Source organism: uncultured Muriicola sp., from assembly GCF_947258935.1.
Classification (GTDB): domain Bacteria; phylum Bacteroidota; class Bacteroidia; order Flavobacteriales; family Flavobacteriaceae; genus Muriicola.
Genome location: NZ_CAMYKH010000027.1, coordinates 16073 through 30867, shown reverse-complemented (window position 1 = coordinate 30867; position 14795 = coordinate 16073). Strand labels below are relative to the sequence as shown.

Here is a 14795-nt window from a genome sequence, read left to right as displayed (position 1 = left end):
CAAAACTTGCAACTTATGTCAAGAATAGTTGAGCAAAACTAACTATTTTTAATATGTTCAACAATATAAATTTATTCTCATGATACAATCCTTCCCCCACCCAAAAACCATGAAAATGATAACCTTGGGAGTACTAGCCACAATAGTGGTCTCCTGCGGTTCGTATCAACAAGCTTCTTACTACGATAATGATGGTGTGTATGCTTCCGGCGTAGAACAACCAACGGTATACAGGAACCAAAGAACTGTTCAGCAAAACAACCAAAGAGCTGTTCAGCAAACTCAAAAGATCAACGATGATGGGGTATATGGGGAATATTTTGGTCAGAAAGCTCAGGAAATAGACCAAATCATGGATAATGAGATCTTTACAGACGTTGATGATTACTACAGCGGGGTAGAGAATGACAGCCTAGACTTTGAAGGAGATACAAATTATTTTGATCAAAACAACACTTATGCCGGCAATGCCGGATGGGGTGAAAATCCAACCAGTGTAATTATCAATATTAATGACAACTGGGGTTATAACAACTGGGGCTGGGCAGATCCTTTCTGGGGCTACGGCGGCTGGAATAATCCATGGAGATGGAACCGATGGAACAACTGGGGCTGGGGCGGCTTTGGCTGGAACAACTGGGGCTATGGAGGCTTTGGTTGGAATAACTGGGGATGGGGCGGCTTTGGCTGGAATAACTGGGGATGGGGCGGAGCCTTTGCCTGGAATTACGGATGGGGTTGGAACAACTATGGCTGGGGAGGCTATTATGGAAACCCTTATTACGGATACAATAGATATGGACGTGGTTATAATAATTACGGCTACAACAATTCCCGAAGGGGCTATTATAACAGAAATTCTCTAGCATCAAATTCGCTAAGAGGAAGATCTAATGTGGGAACACCCAGAAGCACCAGTACTCGTTTACGAAACAATAGTGGAAGATCTAATATTTCTTCAAGGAACAGTGCTCGCAGTTCTTCTTCTTACAGAAATGGCACCACTGCCAGGCGTAGTGTGAGTGCAGATGCCATTAACAGAAACAGGAGTTATCGTTCTAGCAGAAGTACACGTACAAATCCAAATTATAACAGAAGTGCAATACAGAACAGATCTTATGGCAATTCATCGCCAGCGACCCGTTCAAATACCTATAGAAGAAATACTGGTAATGCAGTGCGCTCATCTGCCGCGAGCCGAAATTACCGATCTAATACCCCGAGATCATCAGGGTATTCCAGATCTTCATCGGCAACAAGAAGTTATAGAAGTTCAGGAAACGTAAGGAGTTCGGGCAGTTCAAGAAGCTCAGGCAACGTAAGAAGTTCTGGAAGCTCAAGAAGTTCCAGAAGTTCAGGAAGCGTAAGGAGTTCTTCGGGTAGTTCCAGGAGTTCAGGAAACGTAAGAAGTTCTGGTGGCAGCAGGTCATCTAGCGGAAGGTCATCTGGAGGAAGATCCTCAGGTGGAAGCCGGGGAAGAAATAATTAAAAATCCCTTTACATTCAACATTAAAATCGTAGGAAAATGAAAAGAATTATAACTTTCATCGTAGGACTGTCATGTCTGGCCGTATCTGCCCAGAACATAGACGACGTTTTAAGATACAGTCGTGAAAACCTTCAGGGAACAGCCCGATTCCAAGGAATGGGCGGTGCTTTTGGAGCTCTGGGAGGCGATATGTCTGCTCTAAATATCAATCCGGCAGGATCGGCCGTCTTTGCCAATAGCCTTTTTACAATTACAGGGGCAAATTATCATCAGAACAATGAATCTTCGTATTTCGGAACCCTGTCCACAGAAGAGCGTAATTCATTCGATCTCAATCAGGTTGGGGGCGTTTTCGTTTTTAATAGTAGAAATGCCAGTTCCCCATGGCAAAAAGTAGCCCTGGCCGTAAATTATGATATGGTCCAGAATTATGATAATGAAATATTTACCAATGGCAATAGTGATCAGGGCATAGATAATTACTTTCTCAATTTTGCACAAGGCGTTCCTTTTGGTCCGCTTTTGGTCCAGGACGGAGAGTTTATAGAGGAAGCATACCTGGACATTGGAAGCAATCTTGGTTTTAGGGAACAACAGGCCTTTTTAGGCTATTATGGCGGCATTATTGACCCAGTAGATGAAAATGACAATAACAAAGGAGTATTTCCAAAGAACCAATGGGTACAACAGCAAACTTACCCTTAATTTTGCAGGGCAATACCAACAGAATCTATACTTAGGAGCTTCTCTTAACTTTCACAATGTTTTATTCGATCAGTATACGGAGTTCACCGAAGGCGGCTATGATGCAAATTCGGAGATACAGTTTGTAAATTTTGACAATTACCTGCGTACCGAAGGTTCCGGATTTTCCTTTAACCTGGGAGCCATTGCTAAATTAAATGAGAATGTTCGTGTGGGTGGAAGTTATCAATCTCCTACCTGGTACCGACTATTAGATGATACCTCACAGCGTATCAATTCGGATCTGGCAGACTCTGAGATCGGATTTATAGATTTTAATGTAGTAAACCTGTTTGATGTATACCGTATTAAAACACCGGGGAAGGTGAACGCAAGTTTAGCTATCATCTTCGGACCTCAAGGTCTCTTGAGCTTTGACTACGGGTATCAGGATATGTCTGAGGCTGAATTACGTCCTACTTCAGATCCCAGTTTTAATGATGAGAACAGCTTTATTGCCTCTCAGCTTGGTGGAGTAGACACTTTTAGAATCGGAGGAGAATACAGGCTAGATAATGTAAGCCTAAGAGGCGGATATCGCTTCGAGGGAAGCCCTTATCAGGACGGTGTAACTATAGGGGACCTGGAAGCCATTTCTCTTGGTATAGGAGTTAATTTTGGAGGAAGCAGACTCGATCTGGCCTATAGTCGTTCAGAGCAAAGTGCTCGTCAGCAATTGTTTTCCACCGGTTTTCCAAGCACCGCGCTTGTGAATAATACCAATACAAATATAATCCTTGGGTATACCCTTAACTTATAAGGGATAGATAGATCAATTCAAAAGCCGGTTTATATACCGGCTTTTTTATTATCGTTTTAGTGAGAAATGGGTGCGAATGGTATTGGCCACTACGATGCCTTGTTCATCCCTGGCATAGTCTAATCGGAACCAATAATCAGAGGAAGGCATTGGCCTCCCATTAAAGGTGCCATCCCAACCAATGGTAGTTTCATCTAATTGCTTGATCAATTTACCATAGCGATCAAAAATAAAGACCACAGGATCTGTTAAGGTCTCAATACCCAGGATATTCCATGCATCGTGTATCCCATCTCCATTAGGAGTGAAAAATTTTGGATAGCCTACCACCAAAAATGGGATAGGATCTGTAAAACCACAACCGTTCTTATCATTAATGATCACCGTATTTTCTCCCGGAGGAATATCGTAAAAGATTGGTGAATCCTGAAAATCACCTCCATTGATAGCGTATTCGTAACTACCATTCCCAAGAACCACAATTTCTACATTGTTACTATCCGACAGGTCGTCCAGAATGATGACCTCATCTAAGACCGGGATCCCGTAGAAGGTAATAAGAATATCATCTGTGATGGTGGTAGCCAGGGTTGTTAGGATCTCTACAAAGTAGCGGCCAGAATTAGGACTTGTTACCGTTAACTCCGTTGCAGCAGGACCGGATGCCAGCACAGCATCTACAACACCATCATCTTCGTAATCCACACTCCAGGTTACATTCGCAATATCTGGTCCGGCAGGGGAATTCAGCGCAGTAAGTACAATATCTGGGTCGCCTTCACAAGCTACTATATCTAAACCGAGAAATTCATCTCTCAGGGTACAATCGAGTGCAGTATTTTGGTCCTGATCCACAGAATACCCAGTAAAGGTCAGTGAAAATGGTTCGGGATCGCCATCAAAATTAGTATTGAAATTATTGATCAGCAGGTAATATATCTCCCCTTCCTCCACGATAAGCCATTCATCATAAGTATTCTGACTCCCGGTTAAATTAGGAGCCCCTACCTGGCCATTTTCAGGATTTACCCCTATACCTGTAAAATCTGTATCGTTTACTTCATAATTACATCGAATAGGTTGTGCTGAGCCATTACTGATACTGCCGCAATCCACATCGGGACCGTACAAGGCAAAATCCCATTCAGCAGTTACACTGCCACTAGTTCCGGGTAAGGCTTCAATATCAAATCCTATTTCCCCACGGGTACCGGCACGAAATACGTACCATGAAGTATTATTTTCTATGTTGGCCGAACTCACACTACCCTTTTCAAGACAACCAGATTCACGGATCACATCCGGATCAAAATCATCAATATCTCCCCCTCCATCGGCAAAGGACATAATAGGAGCATCTGCACAAACTGGAATGGCACTTCTACAATCCGGAGAGTTCTGGGCGTATATGCCTATCATCCAAAAGAACAATATAGCTGTAAAGCACAGGTATTTCTGCATAGGGTTTGGGGCCATCAATAGACTGTTAAACAGTATGTATAACTGGTTGGCATTGGTTTTAGTATAACTACACCCCTTTTTTTGACCGTTAATCGATGAACGGATTCCCGGATTCGTAAATGAGCTATTTATCTTATAAGAGAAAAGTGATTATTGATGTATTTGGCCTCAACCCGCTGATCATTAGTATCCAGATAGGACACTTTAAACCAGTAGTCAGAGGCAGGTACCGGCGAGCCATTGTAAGTACCATCCCATCCCAGATAATCTTCCTCCATTACGATCAATAATTTTCCAAACCGATCATAAATCTGAACTACAGGTTCTTGAAGGGTTTCGATACCTATAACGTGCCAGAAATCGTTTGTTCCATCACCATTAGGTGTAAAAAAGGTTGAAAAGCCCACCACAATGATAGTTTCAGACACACTTCCGCAACCATTTAAGTCATTGATGGTTACCGTATGCATACCCGGACTCACCTCTGTAAATACAGAAGATGGTTGAAAAGGACCCACGTCTAGCTGATATTCGAAATTGCCGACCACCTCGTTTACGATCTCTATAGTATTAATAGTCTGTATGTCGTTTATTAGCACCTCAGAAATAACCGGAACTTCGGATACTACTACATTTACGGTCCTGCTTGCCGTACAATTCAGTCCTGAGGTAGTATTGGTAACTGTCAATGTATATTGTCCTGCCTGAGTAACCAGTATGCTTGGTGTTGTTTCACCTGAATCCCAAACATAGGTGTATTGCGCATTAGGAAAAAACTCACCAATGGGCTCTCCGGTGGTGTTTTCACAAATAAAGATCGCGTCATCGAAAGTTAGATCTGGTGTAATGACGCCTTCAAGGGAGAACTGTTCTGATGCATCAAAACATCTGGGATTCTCAAGACTTGAGACACGCACATAAATAACTTCGGTCCCCGAGGACACTGAATATTGTTTGGGCAGGGCATTAATGCCATTAGTAGCATCAGCCAGGCTGGAGTGATAGCTAACTACGTGAGTTGCCGGGTCCTGTACACCCAGCGCTTCCAGATCTTTTTGAGTGAGATCATAAATACCGCTTTCAACACATACGGCCTCATCCATAACAGGATCAGTAGTAGGTGCTATTGAAAACGCTACCTGCACTTCGCTGATTATATTAGGTGGTGCTGGCATGGCTACCTGTACTCTGTACATAGCGGAGGTAGTCAAAGATAATGTTGCTGCGGTTTCTCCCACTAACACCTGAAATCCACTGCCGGTATCACTATACCAGGTATATCCCAGAGCACCTGTGGTAGTTGCATCTAAAATTATGGTTTCATTATCGCAAGCGGCAATAGGGGCGCCCAGTAAATTATTCACAATGGAACAGTCGAGTGCATCATTAGGATTCGTTACAAAGATCTGTCCGGAAAATTGAATTGAAAAACCAGAATTGCTATTGCTAAAATTGTTGATCAGGAGATAATAATCCTCCCCGGGGGCCACTTGTATCCAATCTTCGTATTGTACATTGGTAGCATTTCCCGTAGGGTCTTCCCCTACACCCATATAAGTATCCTCATCACCATTGTCAAAAAAGTTACAACGGATAGGATCACCTAGTGCAGCACAATCTGAAGCTTTGTATAAAGCAAAATCCCAATCCTCAGAAGAATCAAAGCCAATGTTAAACCCAAGTTCTCCCGTAGCTCCTGTCCTAAAGCGATACCAGGCCGAATTAGATTCTATGTAACCGGTGATAGTAGGTTCCAGACATCCACTGTTGGGTGCATTGTTGAAGTCGTCTATACCATACCCCGATGTACCTCCGTTCACAGGCGTATTACTGCAAATAGGAATGGCATTAAGGCAATCATCTGCCACCTGAGCTGAAACTCCGGAGAGGGCCAACATCATAAATAAGCATAGAAAACCAACAGGTATTCTCATCAGATCGTACACCTTAACATGTTAAAAGTTAAAAATACACGACCAGCTTCCTTAACACTAATTTATGTTGTGTATGGCCCCAAACGGCACGTAAAGTGCCATTTTATGTATATCTTTGCCCTTTGTTTAAGCGAGTAGGAAATGAAAATAAAGAGTACTTTGAATGAACATTTTGAGGCATTAGGGGACGATCATGTATCTTCAGCCGAGGACACCCCCATGAGACCGGATGCCTTTGTCTTGACCAATGAAGAGAAAATTGAGCGAATTGAAGAGAGCGTTCGCGACATTATGCTTACCCTTGGTCTTGATCTGGATGATGACAGCCTCAACGGAACCCCAAAGCGGGTGGCGAAGATGTATGTCAATGAGATCTTTAACGGATTGCATCCTGATAAAAAACCCAAATCCTCCACCTTTAAGAATAAGTACAAGTATGGAGAAATGCTGGTAGAAAAGAACATTACGGTGTACTCTACCTGTGAACACCATATGCTTCCCATAGTAGGTAAAGCCCATATTGCTTATATTTCCAAAGGAACCGTCGTTGGACTTTCCAAAATGAACCGAATTGTAGATTATTTTGCAAAAAGGCCACAGGTACAGGAAAGAATGAATATTCAGATCGTACGTGAGCTACAAAAGGTTCTGGGAACTGAGGACGTTGCCTGCGTGATAGATGCCAAACATCTATGTGTAAATTCCAGAGGAATTCGAGATGTGGATAGCAGCACTGTTACCGCAGAATACGGTGGGCGTTTTAAAGAAGAAGGCGTTCGAAAGGAATTTTTGGAATACATTAATATGGAAACTAGTTTTTAAGCGATCTTAAACCCTAATGGCCCTCTACAAGAACCAAATTCTCAAAGTTTACAATTCACTCTCCGGAAAAAAAGAGGTCTTTAAACCTATCAATGAAGGACACGTAGGAATGTATGTTTGTGGCCCTACCGTGTATAGCAATGTGCATTTGGGAAACTGCCGCACTTTCATGTCTTTCGACATGATCTTTCGCTATCTGAAACATCTGGAATACAAGGTACGTTACGTGCGGAATATTACCGATGCAGGACATTTAGTTGATGATGCTGATGATGGAGAAGACAAGATAGCGCAAAAAGCCCGGCTAGAGCAGATAGAACCAATGGAAGTGGTACAACGCTACACCGTAGACTTTCATAATATCCTGCAAAAATTCAATTTTCTTTCCCCCAGCATTGAACCTACAGCTACCGGCCATATCATTGAACAGATAGAGATCATCAAAGACATTCTTGAGAAAGGATACGCTTATGAGATCAATGGTTCCGTCTACTTCAACGTTAAAAAATTCAACGAGAAGTATGAATACGGCAAATTGAGCGGTCGTAAGTTGGAAGATATGATTTCCAATACCCGTGAATTGACCGCGCAAGATGAAAAACAAAACCCTCAGGATTTTGCTCTCTGGAAGAAGGCGGAACCACAGCATATAATGCGGTGGCCATCCCCCTGGAGTGATGGATTTCCAGGTTGGCATCTGGAGTGTACAGCCATGAGTACAAAATATCTGGGAGAAACTTTTGATATTCACGGAGGTGGAATGGACCTTAAGTTCCCGCATCACGAATGTGAGATCGCCCAGTCTGAAGCTTCTTATGGTCATAGCCCGGTGAACTATTGGCTTCATGCCAATATGCTTACCATGAATGGAAAAAAAATGGCCAAGTCTACCGGAAATAATATACTGCCCAATGAGATCTTCTCCGGTGAGAACAACGTTCTCAGTAAACCTTTTTCCCCTTCCGTTGTACGATTCTTTATGATGCAGGCTCACTATACCAGTATTCTGGACCTAAGTGATGAAGCCCTGCTGGCATCAGAAAAAGGATATTTCAGGCTCATGGAGGCGTTAAAAGTATTGGATGGACTGGAAAAAAGTGCTTCCTCTACCATAGATATCAAAGCCTGGCAACAGCGTTGTTATGATGCCATGAATGATGATTTCAATACGCCCATTTTAATTGCCACACTTTTTGAAGGGGTGAAATACATCAACCTCGTAAAAGAAGGCAAAGAACATATTTCGGGGTATGATCATGAGCTACTTACTAAAAGTATGCACAATTTTGTTTTTGAGGTACTGGGCTTGGAATCACAAGATCAGGCAAATACCATATCGGACAAGCTTACCGGTGTAGTATCCTTATTGATACAGATGCGGAATGAGGCCCGAGCCGGTAAAGATTTTGCAACTTCCGATAAAATAAGGGATGAATTGGCTGCCATGGGTATCCAATTAAAAGATGGAAAAGAAGGAACTACCTTTAGCATTTCATGAAAAAAATTCTGATAGCTCCATTTGTATTTCTGGTAAGAGCCTATCAGCTGCTCATCTCACCCTATACCCCTTCTACCTGCAGATACTCCCCTACCTGTTCTCAATACACCCTGGAAGCCCTAAAAAAACATGGGGTATTCAAAGGAGGATGGCTCGCATTAAAACGTATTTTTAGTTGTCATCCCTGGGGAGGCAGTGGCTACGATCCTGTTCCTTAACATCTAATTTAACTTTCTATTTTTTAAAGATATATTGATAGAATAGGTTTCCCAATGGGCTTTTCCTCTCTATCTATTTATGTATCTTAGTCGCGCAAAAAACACCTTTATGTATTTATTAGGAATTACCTGGAATCCGACAGACACTTTGTTTAAAATAGGATTTCTTCAGATCAAGTATTACAACTTACTTTGGATCATAGCCTTTGCCTTGGGCTGGTTTATTATGAAACGAATATTCCTTAATGAAAAGAAGACCGTTGAAGATCTCGACTCCCTGTTTATTTATACTGTAGTAGCTACCATGTTGGGTGCACGCCTGGGGCATGTATTTTTCTATGACTGGGCCTACTATTCCAACCATATACTTGAAATATTACTCCCAATACGGGAACGAGCCGGCAGTACCTTGTTGGGATTTATCAACGGATATGAATTTACAGGTTTTACAGGCTTGGCAAGCCATGGAGCTGCCATTGGAATCATTATTGGCATGTATCTGTATACCAGAAAACATAAGGGTTTTAAGATGTTATGGACCCTGGACAGAGTGGTGATCCCCGTTGCCATAGGTGCTTTTTGCGTACGCCTGGGTAATTTTTTTAATTCAGAGATCAATGGGAAGATCGTTGATAAAGCATTTCTTTTTGCTACAAGATTTGTCAGGGATTCGGATGATATGCCAGCATCAGCCGCATTGCGTATTACCAAGGAAAGTACCGTTAACGCCGCCTATAAGGCGCTAGAAAACAAACCAGCATTTAAAGAGTACCTGGAGGCTATTCCCTACAGGCATCCTGCTCAATTATATGAAGGTGTTTGCTATATTTTTGTGTTCCTGATCCTGTATTTTTTGTATTGGAAAACCGATAAAAAGAACCAGCCCGGCTATCTGTTTGGCCTTTTTCTGGTCCTGCTATGGACCATCAGATTCTTTGTAGAGTATGTGAAAAAGAGTCAGGGTGGCTTCGAAGAATCATTGGGTATGTTATCAACAGGCCAATGGTTAAGTATACCGTTTATACTGGTAGGATTCTATTTTATGTTTAAACCTCAAAAGGCCTAAAACACAGCTTTAGATCCCTTATTATGAAGAGAATAATCTTATTTACAGGCTTGTGTCTTTCATTATGCCTGGGCTTTATATCGTGTAAGGAAGCCTCAAAAAAGATAGTCACCACGGCTCCCATTACCTTTACAAAAGAAGGAAGTCTCAGCGTATATAAGCAGGAAACGGATTCACTCTTGATCCAATTAGATATTGAGATCGCAGAAACAGCATACGAAACTCAAACTGGGTTGATGTACCGTAATTCCATGGAAGATGGGCAGGGGATGTTGTTTATTTTTCCGGAAATAGCCTACCACTCCTTCTATATGAAGAATACCAAATTTCCCTTGGATATTATTTATATAGACGAGCAATTAAAGGTGGCCAGTATTATTAAAAATGCGCAACCTTTAGATGAATCGAGCTTACCATCACAGGTACCGGTTAAATACGTTCTGGAGGTGAAAGCAGGGCTTAGTGATGTATGGGGAATTAATACAGGGGACCGGATCACTTTTCAAAAATCATAGCAAATTAAGGGCATAAAAAAACCCTATAGAATAGAATACCATTTCTATAGGGTTTGCTATTTTTTGAAACCAACTTTTAATTATCAATAATATCGGCAGTTGCCTTTATGTTCTCTTTTAATTTATCAGCAATATCCTGATTTCCGTCTTCATCATTAGGATAGATTTCTATTACGCCATCCTGGTTATTATCTGTCGCTAAACTCAAATCTATTTCGTTAAAGGAATTTAAGAATTGTGAGATGTCAAAGGTTACCGTAAAATTAACTGTTCCATCGATTACCTGCACTCCTGTACTACGACCTACGTCAAGATTTTCACTCGTATCATGCCAGAAAACAAATGGCGTACCATCTATGGTCCCTTCAATAAATATAGATTTATCGAATAGTTCGTCTGTAACCGGTAAATCTTCATCTTTGTGAAATTTGAATCTCAACTCCTTGTAAAGCCCGTCTGGCACAAAAGCTGTACCTATGGTTTGGGTAAGGGCGTCCGAACCATTTAACAAATCTACCTGATAAGGACCTCGAAATTGGATTTCATCGGTATCCAAATTACTGTTAGGATCATCATCATTTTTAAAAACAACATCGCGGATAGAAATTTTAAAATCGGTGAAAATAACATTTTCATTCCCCTTGCTTGTTGGCATAATAGACTTGCCGGTATTTCCAGTGTTATTTACAGCAGATAACTTAAGTTGAATTTTTCCCTCGCCAGAATCGTTGGAACAACTAAACATCACTATTGCAGTGGCAAACAAACACAATTTTTTTAATGATTTCATAATTTTTACTATAGGTTAATAAAAAAGATTTAAAGAAAATAAATAATTGAAACGTTGAAGTTTTCGATTACATATATAAAACAACCTTGCTTGAAGAATTCCTGATAGAAAGTAATTATTTAATTGAATATTCGATAAACTGCAAGGTGAATATGTCTCTAACAGAACGAATTATAAACCAATTTATTATCAGCCGATGCTATGAAGTCTTATAAGATTTTAAGAAAGTATTCTAAACTAAAACTGCCCCACAATGGGGGCAGTTTTTTACAAACATCGTTCTTTTGTTGAGGGGCAATCGAATTCGATGCCTGTAACCATTCTAATCCATAGCATTATTTAACTCTTCTCAAAAGTCAAGGTATCCGTACTGCCGTCTCCCCCGCTGATGTCGATAAGCTCGATACGTGTGGAGGACCGTGATACGATATCCCAGTCGTCTGACAATTCCTCGAAATTCGGTGGGGCCGAAAAAAAGATATTAAAATCTATATCATCGTTGCTGTTGTAATCATCATCGTCTGAGCTATCATCGCTGGTAACTGACCAATTTCCTGTTACGGTAGTACTTCCGTTATCGGCTACCAGGCTGCCATCTGCATTAAAGGTAAATGTGTATCCGGTAAAGTCATTCGTCTCGTCCGTTCCGGAATCTATAAAACTAGTTATAATCCAGGATCCGGAAACCGCCAGGTCTGTAACGACTTGTATTGAAACTGACGGATCTTGCATTGTATCATCATTGTTATCTGATGAACAGGAAGTTGCAACTAACCCAACTAGAAGTAATGTTAAAGTAACGATTGTATTTTTCATCTTAGTAATTTATTTAATTATAATTAGTGTACAGTTTTGAAGAGAATCCGGATTCCCGGTTAAAAAATCATGGATTCCCTTCTTAATATTATTTAGATTATGGATTGCAGTTACTTCTAAATTCTAACTCATCATCATTTTCCATGCGCAGATCTACTTGTCGCTCATTTCCTTCCTGTTCCAACTCATGTAACATCCAGTTTGCATTGAAATCTGAAAGGTCAGGTATGCTTATTATTACAGAGATATTGTTCCCGGAACCACTACTTTCCCATGTTCCGGTAAAGCTTTCAGTAGCGGTTTCAGCCGTAATGGAGCCGTCGGCCGAAAAGGTAAATGTATAGCCTACATATTGGTCCGTGAGATCCATATCATTCCGTTCCAGATCTTTTACATACCATCCTTCACAAGCCGTAATAAAATCGGAAAGTCCTTCGGTACTACAGTTATCGCAATCATCGTCATTATAGTCATAATCGTCATCCTCATCACAATCATCTTTTACTTCATCAATTATTTCCTCCAACGCATCCAAATTAGGGATAGAAACCTCAGTACCATCCGCAAGGATCACTGTTATAGGAAAATTGATGTTAACGATGTCTTCATCCTCCAGATCGTCAAGGAAGTTGTATAATTCCTCATCTGTAGTGAAGGTGATCGTATCGATCAATTCATTGTTTGAGTTGAATACAGAAGCAGTTATGGGGTATTCAAGGTCCAGGCATTCTATATCATCATCATATTCGTTCTCTCCCTCACAATCATCGGCAAAATCTTCAAATTCCTCTATGGAATTGATTTCCTGCTCACTGAAATCACTTAAAACTATAATTATAGGAAATTCGATCTCAATCGTATCCTCGTCATCATCAAATTCATCTAAGATATCCTCTACGGTATCCAGATCCTCTTCTGAAGTTACAGTAATCTCCCATCCATTAACGAAAACTGTAAAGGGAAATCCCAGGGAAAAACAATTGGCGTTATCTACAATATTATCGTTAGAACCATCATTCATGGCGGTTCTTAGTAATAAATTAGCCACTGTGGAATTGGCCTTGAGAGTTTCACTCGCGGGACCTTCAATCAAAATTGCTTCTTCCTTTCTACATGAGATAAGGGATAAAGAAGCAAGCATTAATACGGTAATGAATTTCATCGTGTTTTGCATAGCATACTAAAATTTTAATTATACTGTTTACTAATAAAACAACTGAAACCTGTTTTCTCCTGAAAAAAATTGTAAAAACATTTATGTATACTTTTAACTGTAAATATTAATCATTGGCTAAAGAACTGTACAACGATATCTGTAAGGAAGATATTTTTAAAAGTGTATACAATAAATACGCTCAGGAATTGAATGATTATTTGTATTACAAATATGGCGAACAATGCAGCCCCAATGACAAGACCCAGGAAGCCTTTATTAAATTATGGGAAAATTGTAAGAAGGTTGTGCTGAGCAAAGCCCGGGGCTTTTTATATACTGTTGCGAATAATATGGTGTTCAATGATTTTAAACACCAAAAAGTTGTCTTGCGTTACAAGCAGGAGAAACCTAAAGGGCACACCAATGAAAATCCCGAATTTTTAATGGAAAAAGAACAGTACTTATTAAAGTACCAAAAAGCACTTTCCAAACTTTCTGAGGAACAACGGGTAGCCTTTATGCTGAATAAGGTAGAGGGTAAGAAACACCAGGAAATAGCAGAGATGCTAGGAGTTACCAGGAAGGTGGTAGAGTATCGCATATACTCTGCTTTTACCCTGTTAAAAACAGAATTAGAAAATTTTAAAATTTAAATTTCAGGAAAAACGAAGTCTTAGTTGTTATATAGGTAGATAGTCTCCTAATGGAAAAAGAGTACTTGTTAAAAAAATGGCTGAATGGCACCTTATCTGAGGAAGAAACTTCTGCGTTTCAAGAATTGGATGACTATACCTTGTTTAAAACTATTGTGGAGGATGCGGCCCATTTTAAAGCTAGCTCGTTTTCCTCTGCAACCGATTACAAACTACTTCAGCAGAAACTTCCCAAAAAGAAAACGAACCGTTCTATTGTACGGCAGATCCCATGGTATGCAAAGATTGCCAGTGTGCTTGTTATTGGTATTTCGGTGTATTTCATGTTCTTCTTGAATGCAGCTACGACTATTGAAACGGCGGTAGGTGAAAAAATAACTATTGTATTACCCGATGCCTCCACCGTTAATTTGAATGCCGCTTCCGAGATAAGTTATGTTAAAAAGGAATGGGATAACAAACGTCTAATAAAACTCTTTGGAGAAGCCTTTTTTGATGTGGCCAATGGGTCGGTTTTTGAGGTAGTAACATCGGAAGGAACTATTACTGTCTTAGGTACCGAGTTTAATGTAAAACAAAGAGAAACCACCCTAGAGGTTGCATGTTTTGAAGGAAAGGTGCGTGTAGATGTGGGAGGAGTCTCGGAAATCCTCGAAGTGGGTGACCAACTGTTCTTGCGCAAGGGCAAAATCCGGCTACTAAGAACGCAAGAGGAATTACCGTCCTGGACCAAGAACGTCAGTTCTTTTGAACGGGAGCCTTTTGAGGAAGTACTAAAAGAACTGGAACGGCACTTCAAGATACAGGTCAAATATGAAATCAAGGGACAAAAGGAGACTCTTTTTACTGGAGGATTCGAACATGACAATTTGG

The 14795-nt window shown here is 40.7% G+C and carries 15 protein-coding genes; 10 read left to right on the top strand and 5 right to left on the bottom strand.

What is annotated here, in order from left to right; genetic code table 11:
- Nucleotides 1-79: 79 nt before the first annotated feature.
- The 3 genes from Q0X72_RS06675 to Q0X72_RS13920 are packed head-to-tail and all read left to right on the top strand — an operon-like array spanning nucleotide 80 to nucleotide 2993.
- Entirely contained in the window at nucleotides 80-1489 is a 1410-nt protein-coding gene (locus tag Q0X72_RS06675; RefSeq protein ID WP_297763177.1) for a hypothetical protein, read from the top strand.
- A 36-nt stretch (nucleotides 1490-1525) separates the two neighbouring features.
- Nucleotides 1526-2194 carry a UPF0164 family protein gene (locus Q0X72_RS13925; RefSeq protein WP_367180425.1) on the top strand — a complete coding sequence of 223 codons (669 nt, stop codon included), beginning with the start codon at nucleotides 1526-1528 and terminating at the stop codon, nucleotides 2192-2194.
- The gene (locus Q0X72_RS13920) at nucleotides 2127-2993 is read left to right on the top strand and encodes an OmpP1/FadL family transporter (RefSeq protein ID WP_367180424.1); all 867 of its coding nucleotides are present in this window, start codon (nucleotides 2127-2129) and stop codon (nucleotides 2991-2993) included. The genes Q0X72_RS13925 and Q0X72_RS13920 overlap by 68 nt, the downstream gene beginning before the upstream one ends.
- A 48-nt stretch (nucleotides 2994-3041) precedes the next feature.
- Here Q0X72_RS13920 and Q0X72_RS06665 read toward each other — a convergent pair whose 3' ends face one another.
- Both Q0X72_RS06665 and Q0X72_RS06660 read right to left on the bottom strand, forming a co-directional pair.
- Nucleotides 3042-4454: a T9SS type B sorting domain-containing protein gene (locus Q0X72_RS06665; protein ID WP_297763174.1), complete on the bottom strand. Its 1413-nt coding sequence runs from the start codon at nucleotides 4452-4454 to the stop codon at nucleotides 3042-3044.
- Between the two features lie 128 nt (nucleotides 4455-4582).
- Nucleotides 4583-6388 carry a T9SS type B sorting domain-containing protein gene (locus Q0X72_RS06660; RefSeq protein WP_297763172.1) on the bottom strand — a complete coding sequence of 602 codons (1806 nt, stop codon included), beginning with the start codon at nucleotides 6386-6388 and terminating at the stop codon, nucleotides 4583-4585.
- Nucleotides 6389-6529: 141 nt separating this feature from the next.
- Here Q0X72_RS06660 and folE point away from each other — a divergent pair, with 141 nt between their 5' ends.
- The 5 genes from folE (at nucleotide 6530) to Q0X72_RS06635 (ending at nucleotide 10507) form a co-directional block, all read left to right on the top strand.
- Nucleotides 6530-7210 (top strand): GTP cyclohydrolase I FolE, encoded by a 681-nt coding sequence (folE, locus tag Q0X72_RS06655; protein WP_297763171.1) that lies wholly within the window; start codon nucleotides 6530-6532, stop codon nucleotides 7208-7210.
- Between the two features lie 16 nt (nucleotides 7211-7226).
- Complete coding sequence (gene cysS / locus Q0X72_RS06650) at nucleotides 7227-8708, top strand: cysteine--tRNA ligase (protein WP_297763168.1); 1482 nt, start codon at nucleotides 7227-7229, stop codon at nucleotides 8706-8708.
- Nucleotides 8705-8926, top strand: a complete 222-nt coding sequence (gene yidD, locus Q0X72_RS06645; RefSeq protein WP_297763167.1) for a membrane protein insertion efficiency factor YidD — start codon at nucleotides 8705-8707, stop codon at nucleotides 8924-8926. The genes cysS and yidD overlap by 4 nt, the downstream gene beginning before the upstream one ends.
- Nucleotides 8927-9035: 109 nt before the next feature.
- Nucleotides 9036-9992, top strand: a complete 957-nt coding sequence (gene lgt, locus Q0X72_RS06640; RefSeq protein ID WP_297763163.1) for a prolipoprotein diacylglyceryl transferase — start codon at nucleotides 9036-9038, stop codon at nucleotides 9990-9992.
- Between the two features lie 23 nt (nucleotides 9993-10015).
- The gene (locus Q0X72_RS06635; RefSeq protein WP_297763160.1) at nucleotides 10016-10507 is read left to right on the top strand and encodes a DUF192 domain-containing protein; all 492 of its coding nucleotides are present in this window, start codon (nucleotides 10016-10018) and stop codon (nucleotides 10505-10507) included.
- Nucleotides 10508-10583: 76 nt separating this feature from the next.
- Here Q0X72_RS06635 and Q0X72_RS06630 read toward each other — a convergent pair whose 3' ends face one another.
- The 3 genes from Q0X72_RS06630 to Q0X72_RS06620 all read right to left on the bottom strand — a co-directional run bounded on the left by Q0X72_RS06630 (nucleotide 10584) and on the right by Q0X72_RS06620 (nucleotide 13275).
- A complete protein-coding gene (locus Q0X72_RS06630; protein WP_297763157.1) occupies nucleotides 10584-11297 on the bottom strand; it encodes a DUF4382 domain-containing protein in 714 nt (237 codons plus the stop codon).
- A gap of 339 nt (nucleotides 11298-11636) precedes the next feature.
- Nucleotides 11637-12113 carry a hypothetical protein gene (locus Q0X72_RS06625; protein ID WP_297763154.1) on the bottom strand — a complete coding sequence of 159 codons (477 nt, stop codon included), beginning with the start codon at nucleotides 12111-12113 and terminating at the stop codon, nucleotides 11637-11639.
- Nucleotides 12114-12210: 97 nt separating this feature from the next.
- The gene (locus tag Q0X72_RS06620) at nucleotides 12211-13275 is read right to left on the bottom strand and encodes a hypothetical protein (protein WP_297763151.1); all 1065 of its coding nucleotides are present in this window, start codon (nucleotides 13273-13275) and stop codon (nucleotides 12211-12213) included.
- A 125-nt stretch (nucleotides 13276-13400) separates the two neighbouring features.
- On the opposite strand from Q0X72_RS06620, the gene Q0X72_RS06615 reads away from it, so the two are divergent.
- A complete protein-coding gene (locus Q0X72_RS06615; protein WP_297763148.1) occupies nucleotides 13401-13922 on the top strand; it encodes a sigma-70 family RNA polymerase sigma factor in 522 nt (173 codons plus the stop codon).
- A 50-nt stretch (nucleotides 13923-13972) separates the two neighbouring features.
- Nucleotides 13973-14795: FecR family protein (locus Q0X72_RS06610; protein ID WP_297763145.1), on the top strand; the 823-nt coding region annotated here is incomplete at its 3' end.